We start from the raw sequence: 21,683 nt of genomic DNA, 5'->3' as shown, positions 1-21,683 counted from the left end.
TCAGGGATGACAGGGGCCGGCCCGGGCCGCGCAAGGCGGAGCCGGGAGAGGAAAAACGGGAGTGGTCAGGGACAGTGAACGGTCAGCCGCAACAGCGTCGGCCTTGCCACGGCGGCAAGGTCAAGCGCTGCGTTCGGGACAACAGGAGGGCGGCGGCGCGGCGCCACGGGGGCCGGACGCCAGGTGGCGGCGCAGAAAGTCGGCGGCTTCCGCCAGGGTGGGCTGGTGGTCGCGCAGGTGGCCGTGCTGCACGCGGCCGTAGCGCGACACCTGGATCGGCACCCCGACGGCGATCAGGGCGGCGGCGTATTTTTCCGCCTCCTTGTGCAGCACGTCGCACTCGGCGGTGGCGATCAGGGCCGGCGGCAGGCCGCCCAGGCGGCGCGATTCCAGGGGTGAGGCGTAGGGGTGCAGGCGCTGTTGGGTGTGGGGCAGGTACTGGCGGTAGCAGTCGGCGCAGGTGGCCTCGTCCAGGTCGGAATTGAGCCGGACCGCATCCCCCAGCAGGGTCATGCTCGGGTCGAGCATGGGCCCCACCAACACCTGGGCGGCAATCGCCGGGCCGTGCCGGTCCCGGGCCATCAGGGCCAGGCAGGCGGCCAGGTTGCCCCCGGCGTCGTCGCCGGCAACGGCCAGCCGGCCGGCGTCGCCGCCGTAGCGGTGGACCTGGGCCGCCGCCCAGCAGGCGGCGGCGTGGGCATCCTCCGGCGCGGCGGGAAACGGCCAGTCCGGCGCCAGGGAGTAACCCACCGCCACCACCAGGGCCGGCACCGCCCGGGCCAGGTAGCGGGCCGCCCCGTCGGCGTCGTCGATGCTGCCGGAAACGAAGCCGCCGCCGTGGAAGTACAGCACCACCGGCAGGCCGCTGGCTCCCGCCGGGTGGTAGAGGCGCAGCGGCATGGTGGCGGCATGGCCGTCGATGCGAAGCGCATCCACCTGCAAGGGGGCCGAAGCTTCGGCAACGCCAGCCGGCGGTGCAGCGGCGCCGGTGGCGGCGCTGCCGTTCATCGCGTTTTCAACCAGCGCCGAAGCAAGAAGGGGGTCCATGGGGCAAAGCCGGCCGGGACGATCCGGCCAGTTGTTTGGAATGTTGGAATGGGCGCATTCTCGGTGTTAAAGTGGATTGGATAAACATACAATTCACGACAACACTATTCGGCAATACCGAACAATCCAATTCCAAGAATTCCGGGATTCAGCATTCCCCTCCCCCGCCCACCTGCCGGGCCGGATCACGCAAGGACACCCCGATGGACCGTTTTCAAGCCATGCAGGTCTTCACCCGGGTGGTGGACACCAGCAGCTTCACCCGCGCCGCCGAAAGCCTGGGCCTGCCCCGGGCCACGGTAACCACCACCATCCAGAACCTGGAAGCCATGCTCCAGGTGCGCCTGCTCAATCGCACCACCCGCAAGGTCAGCCTGACCCCGGACGGGGCGGCCTATTACGAGCGCTGCGCCCGCATCCTGACCGAAGTCGAGGAAACCGAGGCCGCCTTCCGGGACGTGGCCCGGGTGCCCCGGGGCCGGCTGCGCCTGGACGTGCCCCCCTCCATCGGCAGGCTGATCCTGATTCCGCGCCTGTGCGAGTTCCACAGCCGCCACCCGGAGATCGAGATCGCCCTGGGCATGGGCGACCGGCCGGTGGATCTGGTGCAGGAGCAGGTGGATTGCGTGATCCGGGTCGGCGAGTTGCAGGATTCGTCCCTGGTGGCGCGGCGCATCGGCAGTTTCCAGAGCGTCACCTGCGCCGCACCGTCCTACCTGGAACGCTTCGGCACCCCCAGAACCCTGGAGGAATTGCAGGACCATCAGGCGGTGCATTACTTCTCGACCCGTACCGGACGGACCATCGACTGGGACTACGTGGTGGAGGGCAAGAGCACCGAGGTGAAGGTGCACGGCCGCATCTCGGTGAACGATTCCGAGGCCTACGTGGCCTGCGCGCTGAAGGGCTTCGGCCTGATCCAGCCGGCCCGTTTCATGGTCCTGCCCTACCTGGAGTCGGGGGAACTGGTGGAGGTGCTGCCCGAGTGGAAGCCAAGCCCCATGCCGATCTCGGTGGTGTACCTGCAAAACCGGCACCTGTCGCCCAAGGTGCGGGCCTTCGTGGACTGGGTGGCGGAACTGTTCTCCAGCTGTCCGCTGTTAAGCGGCCGGGACGAGGAGTACGACCCGAAGGTGTGCACCTTCGTCTCGCCCAGCACACCCGAGCCCCATACCCTGCGCACGGTGATCGAGCAGCACAACCGGGCCGAGTGCATCTTCTGACCCGGCCCACCGGGCTTATTGCATGGAGTGCAGGCCGATGGTGTTGCCTTCGCTATCCACTGCCAGGGCGATGAAGCCGTAGGGCCCGATGGCCTTCTTGGGCGTTTCGATGCGCCCGCCCGCCGCCGCCACCCGGCCGGCCTCCACGGCGCAATCGGCGCAGTGGAAATAGACCAGCACGCTGTTGGCCACGGCCCCGGCCGGCGGATAACCGGGAATGCGGATCAGGGCGCCGGAGGCGCCGTAGCCTTCTTGGGTCATGGTGAAGGTGTACATCTCGAACTCGGTGTCCGCCAGCTTGGTCAGTTGGACGTCGAAAACGGTTTCGTAAAAGGCCTTGGCCCGGGCCATGTCCTGCACGTAGATCTCGAACCAGCCGACTGGATTGCCCATGGGGATTCCTTGCGCAGAGGGAGAACCTTCATGCCGCCGTGCCGGAGAGCAGGCTCCTGCTCACTCCGGCTCGTGGCACACCGCTTCGATGTTGTGCCCGTCCGGATCGAGGACGAAGGCGCCGTAGTAGTTGGGATGGTAGTGGAGGCGCAGCCCCGGGGCCCCGTTGTCCCGCCCGCCGGCGGCCAGGGCCGCGGCGTGGAAGGCATCCACCTGGGCGCGGCTGGCGACGCGGAAGGCCACGTGGATGGACGGCTGGTTCGGGGTGCCCCGGCTGATCCAGAAATCGGGCTTGGGCGGCTCGCCGAAGCCCGCCACGTCGGCGTTGCCGGTGACCGAGGCGGGAAGCTCCATGAGCAGGCCGTAGCCGATGGCGCCCAGGGCCTGGGTATAGAAAGCCTTGCTCTTGGCGAAGTCGCTGACGACCAGGCCGGTGTGATCGATCATGGGAAGCTCCTTGTTCGTGTTGCGCCGGCCGGCCCGCCGGGCCGTGGCCAACGCCAGGTTTTACCCTAGCACGTCGGCGGGATGTCGCCAGGACGGCGAACGCCGCCCCGGCACGGGCCAGGGGTCAGCCTTCCAGCCGGCGGCGGAAGACCAGGCGGCGGGCCTCGGAGGCATCGGCATCGAAGCCGTAGCCTTCCAGGTCGAAGCCCTTCAGGCCCTCGGGCCGGTCGATGCGGTTGGTGATGGCGTAGCGGGCCATCAGTCCCCGGGCGCGCTTGGCATAAAAGCTGATGATCTTATACTTGCCGCCCTTCCAGTCCTCGAACACGCAATCGATCACCGGCGCCGCCAGCTTCTTGGGCTTGACCGCCTTGAAGTACTCTTCGGAGGCCAGGTTCACCAGGGCGGCGCTGCCGGCCGGGGCCTGGGCCAGTTCGGCGTTGAGGCTGTCGGTCAGGGTTTCGCCCCAGAAGGCGTAGAGGTCCTTGCCCCCCGGGTTGGCCAGCTTGGTGCCCATTTCCAGCCGGTAGGGGTGGATCAGGTCGAGGGGGCGCAGCACGCCGTAGAGGCCGGAAAGAATGCGCAGGTGGTCCTGGGCGTAGGCCAGGTCGGCGGCCGACAGGCTGGCGGCGTCCAGCCCTTCGTAGACGTCGCCGTTGAAGGCCAGCACCGCCTGCTTGGCGTTGCCCGGCGCGTGTTCGGGGCGCCAGTCGGCGTAGCGGGTGACGTTGAGCACGGCCAGCGGATCGGAAATGTCCATCAGCTTGGCCAGGGCCGCCGGCGACAGGGGGCGCAGGGTCTCGATGAGGGCCGCGGAACGGTCGAGGAAGCGTGGCTCGCTGGCCGTTTCGATCGGGGCGGGAGTCTCGAAATCCAGGCTCTTGGCGGGCGAAATCACGAAATGCACGGCACAATCCTTTACAAAAAACGTCGAAAAATTATGGCACGGTAAAAAGCACATACATTCGACAAATTCGCCACGGGAAAAGAACAAGACCATGAATGTCATGGAAGATCTGCTGCAACGCCTCATCCCCCTCGTCGAGAACGGCAACGACCCGGTGGAACTGCTTACCGAACTGGTCGAGCACATCCGCCCCAGGCGTGCCCACGACGGCGAAGCCGCCCGCCAGGCCATCCAGGCCCTGTGCTTTCAGCTTGGCCAGCATCCCGAACAGCGCGCCGCCCTGCGCCAGGCCCTGTGGGGCCTGATGACCGAGCGCCGCCAGGTGTCCCTGTACGTGGACACCGGGGTCTTCCCCAACACCGGCTTCTTCACCGAGTCAAGCCGGCGCCTGTCCCGCACCATCCTGCCCGACGTGGTGGATCTATCCACCCTGCGCGACGTGGTGGCCACCCTCTTCCACAAGGCCAGCGACCAGCTGTGGGTGCAGGAGGTGGGGCTGGACACCTGGACCGACCTGCTCCACGCCCTGCGCTTCGACGAACTGGACGAAGGCCGGGACGGCCCTCCCCCCCATCCCCTAGCCCAGGTGCTGGAAGCCCTGCGGGTGCTGTCCTACCGCATCTCCGCCATCGGCCTGGAGCCGGAGGTGCTGCGCCTGGAACCAGCCCTGGAGAAGTTCGCCTCGCCGTTTTTGGCCCAGAACGTGGAAATGCTCGCCTACCTGGACAAGTACGAGGCCTGGTGGGCCGATCCGAGCAACGACAAGCTCGACGAAAAACATCTTCTGGTGCTGCTCGGCCAGTGCCGCGACGTGGCCGAGCGCATCCGCAGCCGGGCGGCCCGGGCCGGCACCAGCCTATCCCTGACCTTCCAGCTGCAACGCCTCAAGCAGAACCTGCGCCGCACCGAAACCCTGGTGGACATCCTCTCCGGCCTGCACGACGACAAGGACACCGCCAGCCAGTTGCCCCACCTGCTGCCGCGCATCGCCGTGCTGATGGTGGCCCTGATCCGGGCCGAGTGCCGCAAGAACAACCTGCGCCACTACCTGCGCCAGAACGTGGAACTGCTGGCCCTGCGCGTCACCGAAAACGCCGGCCACACCGGCGAGCACTACATCACCGAGAGCCGGCCCGAGTATTTCTCGCTGCTGCGCTCGGCCCTGGGGGCAGGCTTCATCGTCGCCTTCATGGCGGCTTTGAAGGTGATCCTGTCAAAGCAGCACTTCGCCCCACTCAACGAGGCCCTGTCCTTCTGCCTCAACTACGGCCTGGGCTTCGTGCTGATCCACATGCTGCACTTCACCGTGGCCACCAAGCAGCCGGCCATGACCGCCAACGCCATCGCCGCCTCCATCGGCGAGGCCAGCGGCAAGGTGCGCGACCTGGAGAACCTGGCCACCCTGATCGCCCGCACCATCCGCAGCCAGATCGCCGCCATCATCGGCAACGTGGGCCTGGCGATCCCCACCGCCTTCATCCTGGCCCTGCTCGTCCGCGGCGTGGCCGGAGAACACTTCGTCGGGCCGGAAAAGGCCCTGCACATGCTCGAAGAGGTCCATCCCTGGCACAGCGGCGCGATCATCTACGCCGCCATCGCCGGCGTCTGCCTGTTTCTCTCCGGCCTGCTCGCCGGCTACTACGACAACCTGTGCGCCTACAACCGCATCCCGGAGCGCATCCTGCGCCTGAAGTGGCCCCAGACCCTGTTCGGCGAGGCGCGCATGCGCCGGGTGGCCCGCTACGTGGAAAACAACCTGGGGGCCCTGGCCGGCAACTTCTTCTTCGGCTTCATGCTTGGCGGCGTGTGGGCCATCGGCGTGCTGTTCGGCCTGCCCATCGACATCCGCCACATCGCCTTCTCGTCGGCCAACCTGGGCTTCGCCACGGTGGCCCTGGACTTTGGCGTGCCGCTGGGTATCTGGCTGCCGGCGGTGCTGGGGGTGGCCCTGATCGGCCTGACCAACCTGCTGGTGAGCTTCACCCTGGCCCTGTTCGTCGCCCTGCGCGCCCGGGGCGTCACCTTCGCCCAGGGCCGCCAGCTCGGCCGCAGCGTGCTGCGCCGGCTGTGGAGCCATCCACGGGAATTCTTCCTCCCGCCCCGCCCGGCCCTGCCCGATCCCGCGCCGGCGGTGGAGCCGGTGCTGGCCGAGGCCGCACCCGACGCTCCGAGGGATGGAGAACCGGAGCGCCCGCGGGAATCGCAAGCCTGATTTTGCCCCCACTGCCCGGCCCCACTGCCCGGCCCCACTGCCCGGCCCCGCTGCCGGGCCGCCCTCCCGCCCCCCCCGGCGGGGGAAAGGCCCCGGGTCTGGTAGAATCGATGACCGCTACATTACACACGGCCCGGACACCCTCCGGGCCGCGCCATTAAGTGCTTCCGCCATGAGAAAACCCCGTTCCTCCGCCCGCTCCCACCTCCCCCGGGAAGCCGCCCAGCTTGTCTGGCTCTCGACCGGCCTGTCCCGCTCCGGCGGCAAGCTGGAAGACGCCTACTGGGAACCCCGCCTCGCCAGCGCGGTGGACGAACTGCTGCGCGACGACAACGAGGCCGACCTGACCGCCGCCCTGGACCAGCTGTTCGAGGCCGACGGCCCGGCCCACGACGAACTGGCCGACATGGTCGAATCCCGGGCCGAGAGCACCCGGCTCAACCACGACGGCAAGGTCTGGGACGTGCTGCTGGTGGCCTGCCCGGTGCTGGCCTGGTCCCGCTTCTCGATCCCCGCCGCGCCCCTCTCCGCGGAGACCCTGGGCGCCCTCAAGGCACAACTGGCGGGCCACGTGCTGGCCAAGAACGCCAAGGTGGCCCTGGCCAACTTCCTCTTCTCGCCGGACCAGCTGCCGCGCAGCTTCTGTGAAACCTTCCAGATCACCTGCGAACTGGGCGTGCGCGCCCTCACCGGCCGCGACTTCAAGCTCAACGCCAAGGACTTGCCGGAAACCAACCGTTTCCTCTCCGACACCCGCTACCTGCTGGCGGCGGTGGCCGTGCCCCAGGGCGAAGCCCTGTTCCGCTGGAACGAGCCCGACGGCGACAAGGACAAGGCCCTTGCCCAATGGATCGCCCAGGCCGGCCCCACGGTGGAAGCTCTGCTGCCCGGCTGTGCCTTCCAGCCGCAGCTGCCGGACGCCTACCACGCCGCCTGCCGCCAGACCGACCAGGCTTCGCGCCCCTATTCCCTGCGCGCCGCCATCGCCTTCCTACAGACCACGGTAAACCTGGAGCCGGCGGCCATGAAGGCGGTGATCGGCCCCTTCCACGACCAGCGCCTGGAGGAATACCGCATCGGCATCGGCCCCCGGGATTCGGACGACATCTACTACGGCGTGGTCTGGCCCCTGCTCGGCACCGAGGACGACAACGCCGAAGTGGTGCCGGAAATCGAAGCCATCCTCGCCGAAGCCGGCTTCCAGGACGTGACCATCCACGATCACCGCTTCCCCCTGGAGTTCTGCGACGACTGCGGCAGCCCCCTGTATCCCAACAAAGAAGGCGAACTGCTCCACGCTGAAATGCCGGAACAACCGGCCCACGGCGCGGCAGGCGGGATGCTGCACTGACGCCTGCGATCTCGTTCGCCAAAGAAAAACCCCGCTGTTGCACGTTGCACAGCGGGGTTTTTCTTTTCAAGGCTTTTCACAGTCCGACCTTGATATCGCAGCCGCCATCGCCGGCTTCAATGCCACTTTGGCCCACCGCGCTTTGGTAGTTGTGCTTGATGCTTTGGTCGCTCGCATTGACGCTGGCGGAGCTGGTGCCGTAGCAGAAGGGGGGGATGCACAGGCTGACGCCAAAGCCGCCGCTTGTTTGCTCGGACTCGTACTGGCTGCGGTCTTGCAGCGTTTCGATGGTGAGGTTTCTGCCAACGTCCAGCGTCACGTGGTTGGCCGCCAGTTGCGCGCCCTTCAGGGTCGTGTCGTTGCCGCTCTTGATCTTGATCCAGCATTTTACAAAACTCACTCTCCACTAGAGCAAGCCCTCTATTCCAAACACAAGCTTAATTACAACAAGAAATATCGTTCAAAAAAACCATCATCAATTACCCACCATGAAAGAAGAGACCTCCTCCAATTCTGTGACAACATGTAAATCTGCATATCTATTTTAATCCCACAAGTGTACGGACCGGTGAGATAGGTGTCACTTATCTCACCGGTCCGCACACCACAAGAAACCTACACCCCACAAAATACCCATCAGCAAAACGAAATTAATTACAAACCTCACCCATAGTGCCTAAAATTTTATTTTTCTAAAAACTTCCTTAATTTTACAATAATACTATTTAGCTGCTCATTTTCAGAACGCATCGTGGTATAGGCAATTTGAAGCTCCTCTATTGTCGAAGGAACAACCTCATAGATATACCTCCACCCTTCATCTATTTTTTGAGAGACATCCTTAATTCGGCAATTAATCTCACCACCCATCGGGTCTGAATAAATCTCCAGTATAAAATTATCATTTTTCCAAGTCACCGCAGAATAATGACGCTCAGGATCAAATGCCTCCCCAGCCAAATTCAAGTTATTTTTTTCAAAAACTTGACCCAAATTAGAATTTACTATCGCAATCAATTCTTTACACTTCATTTCTTTATCCAACCAGACGCAGTTCTAACATATCCAAACTTCCCCGCATTTTCTGTCAAAAACAATACCTCTCTTGCGGAAAAAGAGTCAGGCCTTGTTAAAATAACAGCTTCAGGAGTAGCACCAACAAACTCTATTGATCGCACACCACTTTGAAGTTGCTGCTTTAAAAATGCCTCATTTACTTTCCAAGCCAAAGCCTGTGACTCCTGTTGCGTAAGTCCTACTGTCATTTTCTCCCAAACCCCGGGGTCTGTTTGATACCAGACACCACCATTTAGCTTTGCATCACCAACATAACCAGAATAATTTCCTTCCCATTTTCCCAGCACGACACGATTACCGTTTCCTGCTGTGCGAGTTGACTGTGCTGCCAGACTGCTAGCAAAGTCATCAACGTTCTGCCCTAATTTAGCTCCTGCATTCAGCGCTAATGCGTCGATTTGCGGAGCAACTTTCGCGAACATCTGCCCTAATGCAGGCAAGCCTGACGGAAGTACTCCAAGTGCAGCATAAGTATAAGCAGCAGCCTCGGGACTCAGTCCGAAAGATTTCAGTACCTGCTCGCCGTAGGTCGTTGCAGCATCGCCAGTCCACGCCTGTTTTATGCCTGCCTGCGCATAGTCGGCGCTGATCGTACCGGTGACAAGCCCCGCTGCACATCCCAAACCAGTAGTGCATATTGCTGTACTACCGGCAACCCCCAAAACCCCAAATAAGCCTTGTCCGGCACCAACGAAGCGGCTCCCCATCTTGTTTTGCGACCAGAGATCCCCGGCTTTATCCCACTTGCTGTATTCGAACAAGACCTCTCCAGCCACTCCCCGCTGACCATTCAGAATTACCTGCTCAGCGAACATCATGCCGCCGGCATCCTGCAAACTTTTCAAATAGCCATAGCTTGGATCGGTAATAGGTATGCCGTCAGCACAACGCACCATTGCACATGCCGCCGCCGTCAGTCTGGCTTCTTTCTTCGGATCGCCCTTGGCCAATCGCTTGATGAGTTGTGCTTCACTCAGATGCAACTGCCGATTATTAACATCCACATTGAGCCCCGTGGATGCCCCGGCGACATTTCCACCAGAAGCCAGCGCCCCCACCCCAGCCGCCGCGCCACCAGAGACTAGTTGTCCGACAAAATTGGCCAGGGCGTCGCTGGCTCCGCCGTCTTTCAGCGTCTTGGTGATACTGCCCTGAAGATCATTGAGTAGCGGGGCGGCTTTTGCGACAGCGCCTGCGCCTAAGGCCCCCTCGATTCCCCCGCCCGTCAGCGCTCCCGCGAGCGCATGCAGTCCTACACGGTAGGCACCGCCTTCGTCCCATTTCGCGGCTTCGGCTGCGAGTGCGTCCGCTTTCTCGGTTTGGCCGGCAATGCGGGCTGCCATCGCTTCCTTGTTCAGTTCATCGAATTTCTTTCCGGCCACCGTGCCGATGGTGTTGGCCAGTTCCTGCCCGGTCTGCGCCAGCAGGCGCGCGGCTTCGTCGTTCTGCCGGGCGGTCTTGAGCGCCTTTTCCAGTTCCGCGACTTGTTGCAGCGTCAGCGTGTTGGTCAGCGCCTGGTTGGCGGTCTTGGGGTCCCGTTGGGTGAGCGTGTCGGCCGTGGCTTGGCTTTGGGCGTCCCGTGCGGCGTCGCCGCTGCCGGTGATCTGGATCTGCGCCGGGCTGATCACGCTCTGGGTCTGGCTTTGCTCGCTGCCGCTCTTGGGCATGCCTTCGTTCAGCGCTTTGTTGCCAAGGACGTTGGGGGCGATGTTGTTGGCGCCCTGGGTGAAGGCGCTGGCGACCTTGAGGTCGGGCTGGTTGCCGATGCCGAAACTGCCGGTCAGGGCAATGCTGCTGCTGCTGCCCTCGGTGTGCTGGGTGTTGGTGAGGTCGCGGCTGGTGAGGCTGCCGGTGGTCAGGTGGTTCTTGGCGGCGTCGGCGGTGCTGGTGATCGCGGCGCCGACCAGGTCGGTCTGTTGCCCGACCTTGATGTCGAAGCCGCCATCGCCGGCCGCGATGCCGCTTTGCCCCACCGCGCTTTGGTAGTTGTGCTTGATGCTTTGGTCGCTCGCATTGACGCTGGCGGAGCTGGTGCCGTAGCAGAAGGGGGGGATGCACAGGCTGACGCCAAAGCCGCCGCTTGTTTGCTCGGACTCGTACTGGCTGCGGTCTTGCAGCGTTTCGATGGTGAGGTTTCTGCCAACGTCCAGCGTCACGTGGTTGGCCGCCAGTTGCGCGCCCTTCAGGGTCGTGTCGTTGCCGCTCTTGATCTTGAGCGTGTCGGTGGCGGTGATGAGGGTGTTGTCGTAGACGGTCTCGCTGCCGTTGGCTTTGCCCTTGGCGTTTTGTATGCCGAGCTGGATGCTGATGCCGCTTTGTTGCCCGATGCCGATGGTGACGCCGACGCTGGCGCTGGAGGAGGAGTTGTCCGTGTGGAGGCTGCTGGTATTGGCCCCCGCTTCCAGCAGCACGTCACGGGCGGCGTCCAGGCTGACGTTCTCCGCCTGCAATTTGGCCGCCTGGAGATGGATGTCGGTCTCCCGGGCGGTTAGGGCGATGTCCTTGCCCTGAAGGTTGGTTCCAAGCACTTGGCTGCTGGCGCTCTGGCTGTTGCTCTGGGAGCTGCTGCTGCCGATGGTGACGGAGACGCCGAAGCTGGCGCCGCTGCCGGCGCTCTGCACCGCATCGGCCCCGGTCTGGGCGGCGGCGCTGGCGGCCTCGCCGGCATTGAAGAGCTTGTAGGTGTCGTAACCCGCCTTGAGGGCCATGGCGTTGTCGAGACGGCTGTTGCCGGTGCCCTTGCTGACAGCAGTGACGCGGTCAGAGATCTGGCTGATCAGACTTCCCACAACCCCCGCAGGCCGGGCGCCAACGGTGAAGTTCTTGCTTTCGGAATGGCTCCGGGCGGCGGTGGTATTGGCGATGGCTTGCAGATCGATCGCGTTGCCGCTGAGGGTAATTTTATCCTTGGCGATCAGATCGGCGCCCTGGGTGGTGATGTTGCCTTGGCCCATTCCCTGATATTGGCTGTCCAGTCCCGCATTCAGCGTAAGGCTTCCGCCATTAGCCGAGAGAAGGCTGGTGCTTTGGGTCACGACGGTGCCTTTGCCGTTCTCGGCGCCGCTGCCCAGGCTCAGGATGGTGAAGTTGGCCGACAGGCCGGTCGCCAGGCCGAGGCTGGCTGAACTGCTGTGGGCTTCGCTTTTCGTCGTATTGGTATTGGCGGCAGCCAAAATATCGATGTTGCGCCCAGCGGCGATGTCGATGTTCTGGTCGGCCAGCACGTTGCTGGCGACGATGCGCGTGTCGCGGCCGCTTGCGGTGGATACGTTTGCCCCACTGAGCGTACTGCCCACCTGGGTGCTGCCTTGTCCATTCAGATTCTGGTTCTGTGCGCTCTTGCCATAGCTGAGGCCATCCGTGACGCTGAACGACAGACCGGAGTTCTTCTCCTCCCGGAAATGGCTTTCCGCATGGGTCTCAGTCGCGGTTTCGAGCGCCAGGTCACGCCCGGCGATGAGCGTGGCCGCATTGACGGCGGCAACGTTGCTGCCTTTGACCGTGATGTCTTGCCCGGCCTGGATGAAAACGGTGTCGCCGCTGAAGCTGCTGGCAATGGCCGTGGTGTCCTTGACGCTGTCGCGGGTGGTCACCGTCTTCTTCGACCCCCAGCTACCCGTGCTCTTGCTGTAGCTGCTCGAGTCGAGGCTGTAGCCGGCTTCGCCGGCGGTGATCGCGACGTCGCGCCCGGCGCTGGCGAGCATGGCGCCCTTGTCGCTGGCGACCTGGGCGGCGCGGGCCGTGATGTCCTGCCCGGCCAGAAGCTGGATGTCGCCGCTGGTCTGGATGATGGTGCCCACTTCCTGACGGCTGCTTTCCTTGCGGGTATTGCGGCTGTCGAAGATGAGGTCCTGCCGGTAGCTTTCGCCCACGGTGCCCAGGTTGAGGTTGTTGGTGGCGGCAATGGCCGTGGTGCCCCCTGCGCCTTCGTTGACGATCTGGGCGCCCAGCAGGTTGACGTCGCGCCCCGCACTGGCGAGCAGGACCGCCTTGGGGTTGCTCACGTAGAGGCCGGCAACCCGGTCCACATTGGTGCGATCACCCTGACCGCTCTGGCTGGTGTGGGTGGTGGAGGCCACGTTGATGTCCCGACCGGCGGAAAGCATCAGGCTGTCGCCGCCCTGGAGCAGGCCGCCCAGATTGTTGAGATCGGTTCTGGCGGTCAGCGCGACGTTGTTGCCGGCGATGCGCCCGCCCAGGTTATTGATGGTGTCGGCAGTCAGGGAAACCACGTTGCGCCCGGCGATGGTGCCGCTGTTCGTGAATTTGCTGCCGATGTTGAGATCAACGTTGCTGCCGGCCAGCAAGGCGCCGTTGCCGTCGATGTCGCCGGGTTGGACCCGCACGTAGACCTGGGGCACCAGGGCACGGGTATGGGTGCCGTCGGGCAGGGTGACGTCCTTCTCGACCAGCCAGACGATGTCGCTGGTCAACTGGGCAATCAGGGCTTCGGTAAGGGCCACCCCGGGAATGAGTTGGTGAAACTTGGTGAAGCTTTTCGCCGTAACCTCATTAGGGAGCCCCACACGCAGGCATTTCCTTCATTCCCCTTTCACAATGGCCAATATAGCGATAGCCTTTTTCAATTAAGCAGCGCTGCAAATTAGCATGCTGCCTACTGTAAGCCTGCTCACTATTCTCACCTTCAATTTTATTTCCCGGATCAATCGAAAAATTCCCATCCTTATAACCTCCACAATTTTTCCAATCACCCAAACGCTGTTCTACCGAAAAATCACGCTTAACCCAATCTTCTATCAATGGCTTTGGCGGCGGTGGCAACTGTGGAACGAAACATCCTATACACAAGCACCCTGACTGTACTATGCATGCGGAAAAATAGGTGATCACTGAAACCCATCGCCTCATCTTGCGCCCCCTAACAGGATCGAAATTCCTTTCCAGACTTCAGGAGGTAACAATTCGGCCATTGCAAATGGTGCTGATGGCAAAATTGCAGCTTCAGATACACGATCACGAATAAATCGTTCAGTATCACTCATACCACGCTTAGTATTCCCTTGTTCATCGTATAGCCCAGTAACCTGCCCCCCGATATAATCATGCGTCCCTCCAAATGCTTCTATCAGCTTATCCTGCCAACTCCCAGCAGCATAAGGCACTCCAAACAACGTTCCCTTCCATCCTTGAATACCCCCCGTTGCTCCTGCTGCTTTTTGTCCCTCCTGAGAGTTTAAAAACTCAGCTAGTGTCATACCTTTTGCAGCATCTGAATCCCACTGAACCATCCCATCTTTTAGATCAAGAATTCGATTTCCATTACTATCAATAGTTGTTACACACCTAAAATTATCCACACCACATATATTATCTAGATCAACTCGCGTTCCACCGCCCTTTGTTCCATCTCCACGAACACCTTCGCTCACTCCGGACACATTATTCAGCACCGTTTTCCCATCAGAAACACCTTTGAATAGACTTGAATTTTCAATAGTAATTTCTCTCATCTTCTCCGCCCCTAAGGACAGACTCTCTTTGAGCAGAATATTTCCACCCATACCGCTAACTGCTCCAATGAGCACGTTTAAAACACGCTCTTCATTATTAATTTCCTGAATTTTTCCTTTGATAGAGGAAATATCTTCATCACTAGTGGCATTTTTAAGCTGTGCATACAACGCTGACCGCTGCTCTTTGGCATAGTCAGCAACAACTTTCCCTGCTTTTTCCCCAAATGCCTGGGTAATCTTGACCTGGGCATCCAAGCTTTCCTGCACTTTTTGTGCGTCAAAAATCTTGGTGATGCCGTTAGCACTGTCTCCAGTTCTGATTGTCGTGTTGCCAGCAAGGCCACTGATACCCGACTCTGTTGTACTGGCTGCGCTCCCACTTTCTTTGCCCACACCAGCACCACTTCCCATTGCTGCTTGCGATCCATCGAGCTTCATACCAGCGCCCAAATTGACGCCAGTAGCCTTGCCATCGTAATCGGCTCTGTTTTCCAGATTCGACAGTGTGAGTGTTCCTTCCGTACTGAAGCTGTTCTTGCCGTCGTCGACCGCTTTGTCGGTACTGCTGATGACCGCGCCCTTGAGGTCGGTATTGCCTTTGACCGTGACCTGGAAGCCGTCATCGCCAGCCTTGAGCCCGCTTTGTTCCTGCACGCTCTTGTAGGTGCTGTCGAGCTTTTGCTGCGAGGCGCTGACCGAGGCCGAGAAGCCGTAGCCGATGGTGACGCTGCCACCGATCGATTGGTCTTTGCTGTGGAATTCGCTGCTGTCTTGCAGGCTTTCGATGTTCAGATCGCCGCCAACCTGGGCGGTGATCTGCTTACCTTCGGCGATAGCTCCCTTGAGATTGGTATCGGCCCCAGAGTTGAGGGCGAGCTTTTGCCCGGCCTGGAGTTGGGTCTCGGTCCAGCTGACGTCCTTGCCTTCGCCCTTGCCCTTGCCCTTGCTGCCGCTGGCGCTCAGGGTGATGCCGAAGGCAAAACCGTTGGAACCATAGGTGATCGAGACGCCGACTCCACCGCTTTGGCCGCTGCTCTTGCGCTGCAGGTCGTCGGTGTTCTGTGCCGCCAGGAGGTTGATGTCGTTGTCCGCCGTCACGCTCAGATCGCCACCGGCCTTGACTTGGCTGCCACCGATGGTGAAATGAAGATTGTTTTATTTATTCAATATTGAAATTAGCCGCGCATGCCCATTCTTATCAAATTCAATTCTGATTGAGTAATTATAAAAATTATATTTTACCCAGCGAAAAATATACCCTAAAAGACTGTCATCATATCCTCCGCCTGAGGTTTTTTCTCCAGAAAAAATTAAGTCTGAATTTTTTTCATCTATGTCACAGGCTTTAAACCCACCGACCAACCCATCGTAACAACAATATCCTTCGTGATCTCTTGGGTAAAAATGAATATGATTTAGTTTGTTCGAGCGAAACCCAAATTCAATTCCAGAAGAAAGGAATTGATAATATTTTGTCCGAAGTTCGGCAGGAAGATTTTCAGAGCCATGAGAAACTATTGGCTCGCCCTCGATTTTATTGAAAATAGTGGCAACTTCCTTCGACTCCTCATAGTGCCCAAGGGTTGGGATGAAATCAAAAAGCGCCAAGCTCATTTAATAACTCCAATCAATTTGTTTCTATCGATTACTTCTTTAATAGCCTGGTTGACGATTTTTTCGTCATAGCCTCGATTTAATAAATCGATTCGAAGCGCCGTAGTGTCTCTACAAACAGCACCACATAAGTCGAAAGCATCCATTCTAGCTTGGCTAATGTTGTTTTTTCCACCATATATTGGGCTTTCTATATGAATACCCTTAGGAACCTCGATAGCGGTCGCATTTTTATATAAAGTCTTTTCCTCAGCTTTTGTAAGAGGCCTGCCTAATTCCATCTCTTTTGCTGCGAGGAGTGCAGCAAAAGAAGGAATATGGTCATGCTCTAAGCCATCACCAACAACCTCTCTTAATTTTAGCTCCTTATCAGAGGCCACTTTTAATTCTTTTACAGGAGAAATGCTTTCTGCGACCTTCCCTGCGTCAAAAACCCCTTCCAGGGTATGCAAAGCAGCCTTGCCGCCAGGCGCTACTCCTAAAACGATCCCTAGTGCCGCCAAAGAGCGGCTTGCGTCCTCTTCTGTAATAACGGTCTTTCCGGTGATTAGCTGTCATGTCCCGGAAGATTAACGACCTGTTTATAAAAGAGGTCCGGGTTTGAGAGCTGCCATTTCTTCATGGCCTGGACGGGACTGATATGGCCCAAAGCTTTCTGCGGCAGTAGAGGCTGGCATAGCGCGCGAGCGTGGTCTCCAGCTCCTCACCCAAACGGAAATGGTGAGTGCGCAGCAAGTCAGCGATGCGACCGATGAAGCGCTCGACCATGCCGTTGGTTTGCGGGTGCTTCGGTTTGGTCAGTTGATGCTCAATGCCCAGTTCAGCGCAGAGTTGATCGAAGGCGTGTTTCCCCGTCGGGATACGTTCGCCCGAGGTGATGAAGCGGTCGGTGAATTCCTTGCCATTGTCGGTCAGGAGAGTACGGATGTAGAACGGCGCCGCCTTAGCCAGCGCCGCTAGAAAGCGCTTGGCGTTGATCGCCGTCTTGGTGGCATACACGGTGATGAAGACCCAGCGGGTGGCGCGGTCGATGGCGACGAACAGGTAGCGCCGCCGGTCTTCGTTCGCCATCTGCGGCAGGTACTTCACATCGATATGAACGAAGCCGAGTACGTAGGCCTTGAAGGGCTTGGGCTTGTCTGTTTCGACCGACTCGCGCTTCGAGACGCCATGCCGCTTGAGCATGCGATGCAAGGCGGAGCGGGTGATCGTGGGGTGAATGAACTCATGGACGACGGCAAGAAGGTCGTCCAGGGACAGATCGAGGCTCTTCCTCAAGATGAGGACGAGGGCTTCCTGCTCGGTGCTGAGAGTGGTTTGCAGGCGATGGGGGGTGTGGGAGCGGTCCTCGACCGAATCCCGGTGCTTCCAGCGGGCAAATGGTCTCGACCGCGACGCCCAGGCGCTCGGCCAGGACTGTCATGGGCAGGTCGCTGCTCTGGCGTCTTCGGGGTCGTCGTGGCGTTCTTGTGCAGTCTCACTTGCATTGCTTCAGTTCCTGGAGAATGTCCCGCGCCAGCAGTAAACCACGCCAGCGGAAAATAAGGGAATCATCCAGGACACAAAATTTATCGCCACCCATAATCGCTGGTTTCACATCACAATTTTATTCTGGTTTCAAAAAACATTTTATTGCGACATTTTTCCGCCAAACCAATTAATTGGAGAGAGTTTATCAATTTTGAATTCCGGGGTTTTATATATATGATCCTCAGGAAAAATCTTGTTGGCTTCAAAAATTTCTGGCCCTTGCGATTGAAGTCTTCTCACGTATTCCACGGATTTTTCAGGATCGAAAAATATATTGTCATCCAAAAACATCTTGGCTTCATTTCTCTTGGCATCAAAATAAGAATAATCTTCCGCAGCATCAAAAATTGACTCTGTTATCTGCATATAAACCAAGTCATCGGAAATCATCTCAACTTTGTAGGCTGGGCATGAGAGTAGTTTTTCCATTCCAAAAAGATCAATGTAAGGCCGACCAAATATTTGCCCCCAGAATATGTCAGGCAGCCATTTTCTTAGTACCCATGTTGGCACAAACTCTCCATCACTTAGTCTTTGAAATCTACAATATTCAGGGTGAGAAAAATTAATGGATATGTAGTCAGTCGAAAATTTAGATGCTATTTTTTTCAAGAAACAACAAAGCTTACTCTCTAGGTCGCGCCTTATTTTTAGCTCAAAGTCAAATCTAGCATGTTGAGCTCCTTTTTTGGGGTAAGTTATTTTTTGAATACTGCCCCAACCTTTGGGGTAAGAAATTCTTTTCCATAGCATATCAAAATTACTAGAACTCGCTTTCTTCTCAATTTCGTGAATATCAAACGGTTTGTTGATTGGCTCAACAATATTCCATCTTTCCGGGGCGGCCTCTGGAAAGTTTGTCAAAATGCATTTAAATGCATTGGTAAAAGATTCGGCATCATCTAACATCACACCAAGCAAGGAATTAACTCTGCACTCTAGAATTCTGCTTTTCACATTGCCTCCCAGACTTTCATTGTTTTAGCAAGAGGATCAAATTCCCGTATAGAGCCCCCTGACTTATCAATTAATATTTGCAAAGGCTTTGATATTTTTGTCCCAGGAGAAACAACAAGATCTATCGCCTCAAATTGAATTGCCGTACCTTTTAGAGAGCCTGTGGCAGCTTCTCCACCCTCTCCTACAAGTTTAGCATAGGCTCTAAATTGATTGCTGTTGGAAAGATATGCAACATCTTTAATCTCAAGAATGCGACCACTAACCCCGCCTGCATCAGGTATTACCGTAACAGCCCGCCCCGCAATATTTGCGGTATAACCAGTGGTGTTTTTTGTGGTTGAAATATAATCTAGAACAGATTTTTCGAATATTCCGCCTTTTAGCTGATTCTCTGCCAGCATTTTGGCAGACTGAGTCGCAACTTTTCCGGCATCGAAAACCCCTTCCAGGGTATGCAAAGCAGCCTTGCCGCCAGGCGCAACTCCTAAAACAATCCCTAGTGCCGCCAAAGAGCGGCTTGCATCCTCTTCTGTAACAACGGTCTTTCCGGTGATTAGCTCATAGAAAGATGAAGCCGTTCCTGTCAATGGAGCAAGATCAATAAGAGCTTGGGTAAATTGCTTCTGATTCGCCTCAAAAGCCACCCCATTGGCAACAGCCTCGGCCATGCCCTTCAAGTTATCTTGAAGGCTTGCCTTGAACTCTTTTTCGCCAATGATATTTCGATTCGCAATTAGCCCATCGATGCCATCTTTATACTGCTGAACCAGGCGGTCGCAATTGCCTTGAATTTTGCAATCAGCCAACTGCTGGCGGTTTTTCTTATCAAAATCTTGTAGGCTTTCTTTGATGCATGAAGTTTTACCCTGGCACGCTTTCAGGGCTGACAATGCGACCTTAATGTCCGCCTTTTTAACGAGTGCGTTATTTTCAGCTTCAATTGTCGCCGCATTGGTAGCCGTTGCCACATTATCGCTTCCCGCTGCAGCCGCAATCCCCGCCACCACGCTCGTCACCAAATTCTTCCGTGCTTCCTTCTCCTGGGCACTGAGGGTATCCGCCCCCTTGCCGGTCAGCACGTCGAGCATGTTGTTAAGCACGACACTAGCCGCCGCACCACTGGCCCCGGCGCCGCAGCTTTGGCTTTGTGCCGCAGCACCGGCGCAGCCGACCAAGGCTTGCAGGGCCGTTCGGGTAGCTTCACTTTCCGCCGTAGGCTTGCCGTCCTTCATCAGGCTGTCGGCTATCCGCTTAACTTGCTCGACGCCTAGGCTTTGCAGGTAGTTCACCGCCGCTGACTGGAGAAATTGTCCACTGCTGCCCGTGACGTTGCCACCCGCCGCCGCCATCAGGGCGGTGGCCAGTTGCCGGTAGGTACCACCGGGCCCCCATTGAGCGGCGTCGTCGATGGCTTTTTGCAGTTGGGCGAGTTTGGTCGGGTCTTGCTGGTCGGCAGGCTTGCCTTGTTCTTTCTTGAGTTCGGCTTTGGCAGCGTCTGCTTCCCGGGCACGGTTGTTGAGGAAGGTGCCCATTTGCTGGATGAAGCTTTGCGTGATCTGGAAGCCGGCCTGGATTTCCTGTTCGTTGAAGATGGGCTTGAGGGCGTTGGCGGTGTCCTTGCCCGTGGCAACGTCCCGGTTCAGGCTGGCTATGGTTTCTTCGCCGCTCTTGCCCGTCTTGGCTTGTTGCCCCGCGTCGTCCGTGATCGTGATGGCGCCGCCGCTGATGCCACTTTGCGTGGTGCTGCTGTCGCTGCCCTTGGCAGAGAGGGCGATCGGCGGGGTGGCCGACATGCCGTTTAGGCTGGGTAGGCTGCTGCCTGGGGTCTGGGCGCTGCCGGTCTGGGCTTGGCCCTTGGCGTCGGTGCCAACGCCACTGCTGGGGGCCGGGGTGGCACGGCTACCGTCAGCCTTGACCATGCTGTAGTCGGTGCTGGTGTAGCCCAGGCCGATGCCGACACTGCTGCCTTTGTACTCGGCCTTGTTTTGCAGTTCGCTACTGGTGAGGGTGCCGGTGGTGAGGCTGTTCTTGCCGTCGTCGACCGCTTTGTCGGTACTGCTGATGACCGCGCCCTTGAGGTCGGTATTGCCTTTGACCGTGACCTGGAAGCCGTCATCGCCAGCCTTGAGCCCGCTTTGTTCCTGCACGCTCTTGTAGGTGCTGTCGAGCTTTTGCTGCGAGGCGCTGACCGAGGCCGAGAAGCCGTAGCCGATGGTGACGCTGCCACCGATCGATTGGTCTTTGCTGTGGAATTCGCTGCTGTCTTGCAGGCTTTCGATGTTCAGATCGCCGCCAACCTGGGCGGTGATCTGCTTACCTTCGGCGATAGCTCCCTTGAGATTGGTATCGGCCCCAGAGTTGAGGGCGAGCTTTTGCCCGGCCTGGAGTTGGGTCTCGGTCCAGCTGACGTCCTTGCCTTCGCCCTTGCCCTTGCCCTTGCTGCCGCTGGCGCTCAGGGTGATGCCGAAGGCAAAACCGTTGGAACCATAGGTGATCGAGACGCCGACTCCACCGCTTTGGCCGCTGCTCTTGCGCTGCAGGTCGTCGGTGTTCTGTGCCGCCAGGAGGTTGATGTCGTTGTCCGCCGTCACGCTCAGATCGCCACCGGCCTTGACTTGGCTGCCGCCGATGGTGACGTCGCTTTGCTTGCCGCCGCCCTTGGCTTCGATGCTGATGTCGCCGCCCGCCGTGACCGTGGAGCCGGCCGCCGTGCTCACTTCCCGAGTGACGACCGACTGGTTCTGGCTGCCGCCGATCATGATCGAGATGCCAACCCCGCCACCGGCCGCCGGGTCTTGCGCAACGGCATCCACCGCATTCTTGGCTGCAAGCGCCGTGGTGGCTCCTGCCAGAATTTTCATGCGGCTGTCGCCTGTCTGACCACTCGACTTCTTCATCTGCTGCGCCGTATCCAGCGCCGAAATGATTGGGGTAGTGAAGCCCAGCGTCAGCCCCCCTTGCTTGAACTTGTCTTCCTGCCGCGTCGACAGGGTGTTCTCGGCCGCCAGGATGTCTACCTTCTCGGCAGAAATCGCAATGTTGCCTTGCGGGGCAAGCACGTGGCTGCCCACCTGGGTATAAGCGCTGCCTGCCTTGAGGATCACGCTGCCTTCCGTCGAGCCAACGGTGCTCGCCGCACTGGTGTTCTCCCGCATCCGCCCGTCACTGCTCTTTTGCTGGGTACCGATGGTGATGCTGCCCCCGCCCGTCAGGAATCCAGAGCGCTTTTCCTCGCGGAAGTGGGTTTCTTCGTGGGTTTCGCGGGCAGCTTCGATGGTGAGATTGTTGCCCGCTTGCAGCACCGTTCCCTTGGTCGATACCACGTTGCTGCCGGTAACTGTCAGATCATGGCCGCTTTGGAGTTGAACGGTGTCGCCGCTAAAGGTGCTGGCGATGGCCGTGGTGTCCTTGACGCTGTCGCGGGTGGTCACCGTCTTCTTCGACCCCC

Annotated in this window: 15 protein-coding genes and 1 pseudogene; 3 read left to right on the top strand and 13 right to left on the bottom strand. The window is 59.1% G+C overall.

The genetic code is table 11. The annotated features are described in order from the left end of the window. Window positions 1-120 precede the first annotated feature (120 nt). Window positions 121-1,047: an alpha/beta hydrolase gene (locus LWW89_RS14150; protein ID WP_293265232.1), complete on the bottom strand. Its 927-nt coding sequence runs from the start codon at window positions 1,045-1,047 to the stop codon at window positions 121-123. Window positions 1,048-1,250: 203 nt separating this feature from the next. Between LWW89_RS14150 and LWW89_RS14145 the strand changes: the two genes are divergently transcribed. After that, window positions 1,251-2,270: a LysR family transcriptional regulator gene (locus tag LWW89_RS14145; protein ID WP_293265231.1), complete on the top strand. Its 1,020-nt coding sequence runs from the start codon at window positions 1,251-1,253 to the stop codon at window positions 2,268-2,270. A gap of 15 nt (window positions 2,271-2,285) precedes the next feature. Here the strand turns inward: LWW89_RS14145 and LWW89_RS14140 are convergent, their stop codons facing one another. The 3 genes from LWW89_RS14140 to yaaA form a co-directional block, all read right to left on the bottom strand. Continuing rightward, window positions 2,286-2,663 (bottom strand): VOC family protein, encoded by a 378-nt coding sequence (locus tag LWW89_RS14140; RefSeq protein ID WP_293265229.1) that lies wholly within the window; start codon window positions 2,661-2,663, stop codon window positions 2,286-2,288. A gap of 60 nt (window positions 2,664-2,723) precedes the next feature. Further along, window positions 2,724-3,110: a VOC family protein gene (locus LWW89_RS14135; protein WP_293265227.1), complete on the bottom strand. Its 387-nt coding sequence runs from the start codon at window positions 3,108-3,110 to the stop codon at window positions 2,724-2,726. Window positions 3,111-3,234: 124 nt separating this feature from the next. Continuing rightward, the gene (gene yaaA / locus LWW89_RS14130; protein ID WP_293265225.1) at window positions 3,235-4,017 is read right to left on the bottom strand and encodes a peroxide stress protein YaaA; all 783 of its coding nucleotides are present in this window, start codon (window positions 4,015-4,017) and stop codon (window positions 3,235-3,237) included. A 91-nt stretch (window positions 4,018-4,108) separates the two neighbouring features. Between yaaA and LWW89_RS14125 the strand changes: the two genes are divergently transcribed. Both LWW89_RS14125 and LWW89_RS14120 read left to right on the top strand, forming a co-directional pair. After that, window positions 4,109-6,229, top strand: a complete 2,121-nt coding sequence (locus tag LWW89_RS14125) for a site-specific recombinase (RefSeq protein WP_293265223.1) — start codon at window positions 4,109-4,111, stop codon at window positions 6,227-6,229. A 172-nt stretch (window positions 6,230-6,401) separates the two neighbouring features. Continuing rightward, window positions 6,402-7,580, top strand: a complete 1,179-nt coding sequence (locus LWW89_RS14120) for a DUF2863 family protein (protein WP_293265221.1) — start codon at window positions 6,402-6,404, stop codon at window positions 7,578-7,580. Between the two features lie 76 nt (window positions 7,581-7,656). Here the strand turns inward: LWW89_RS14120 and LWW89_RS14115 are convergent, their stop codons facing one another. The 9 genes and pseudogenes from LWW89_RS14115 to LWW89_RS14075 form a co-directional block, all read right to left on the bottom strand. After that, window positions 7,657-7,980 carry a hemagglutinin repeat-containing protein gene (locus tag LWW89_RS14115; RefSeq protein WP_293265219.1) on the bottom strand — a complete coding sequence of 108 codons (324 nt, stop codon included), beginning with the start codon at window positions 7,978-7,980 and terminating at the stop codon, window positions 7,657-7,659. A 284-nt stretch (window positions 7,981-8,264) separates the two neighbouring features. Further along, window positions 8,265-8,612, bottom strand: coding sequence for a hypothetical protein (locus tag LWW89_RS14110; RefSeq protein WP_293265217.1), 348 nt, complete (start codon window positions 8,610-8,612; stop codon window positions 8,265-8,267). Further along, window positions 8,609-13,120: a hemagglutinin repeat-containing protein gene (locus LWW89_RS14105; RefSeq protein WP_293265215.1), complete on the bottom strand. Its 4,512-nt coding sequence runs from the start codon at window positions 13,118-13,120 to the stop codon at window positions 8,609-8,611. The genes LWW89_RS14110 and LWW89_RS14105 overlap by 4 nt, the downstream gene beginning before the upstream one ends. Before the next feature lie 402 nt (window positions 13,121-13,522). After that, on the bottom strand, window positions 13,523-15,268 hold the full coding sequence (locus tag LWW89_RS14100; RefSeq protein WP_293265388.1) for a hemagglutinin repeat-containing protein: 1,746 nt from the start codon (window positions 15,266-15,268) through the stop codon (window positions 13,523-13,525). 18 nt (window positions 15,269-15,286) lie between these two features. Next, the gene (locus tag LWW89_RS14095) at window positions 15,287-15,745 is read right to left on the bottom strand and encodes a hypothetical protein (protein ID WP_293265214.1); all 459 of its coding nucleotides are present in this window, start codon (window positions 15,743-15,745) and stop codon (window positions 15,287-15,289) included. Beyond that, on the bottom strand, window positions 15,742-16,197 hold the full coding sequence (locus LWW89_RS14090) for a hypothetical protein (protein WP_293265213.1): 456 nt from the start codon (window positions 16,195-16,197) through the stop codon (window positions 15,742-15,744). The genes LWW89_RS14095 and LWW89_RS14090 overlap by 4 nt, the downstream gene beginning before the upstream one ends. Before the next feature lie 95 nt (window positions 16,198-16,292). Further along, a pseudogene (locus LWW89_RS14085) lies at window positions 16,293-17,232 on the bottom strand (IS481 family transposase). 142 nt (window positions 17,233-17,374) lie between these two features. Then, window positions 17,375-18,232, bottom strand: a complete 858-nt coding sequence (locus LWW89_RS14080; RefSeq protein WP_293265212.1) for a hypothetical protein — start codon at window positions 18,230-18,232, stop codon at window positions 17,375-17,377. After that, window positions 18,229-21,666 (bottom strand): hemagglutinin repeat-containing protein, encoded by a 3,438-nt coding sequence (locus tag LWW89_RS14075; protein ID WP_293265211.1) that lies wholly within the window; start codon window positions 21,664-21,666, stop codon window positions 18,229-18,231. The genes LWW89_RS14080 and LWW89_RS14075 overlap by 4 nt, the downstream gene beginning before the upstream one ends. Between the last annotated feature and the right edge of the window lie 17 nt (window positions 21,667-21,683).

It is taken from the genome of Oryzomicrobium sp., from assembly GCF_021287045.1.
GTDB lineage: Bacteria > Pseudomonadota > Gammaproteobacteria > Burkholderiales > Rhodocyclaceae > Oryzomicrobium.
This window is presented reverse-complemented; position numbering and strand designations above follow the sequence as displayed.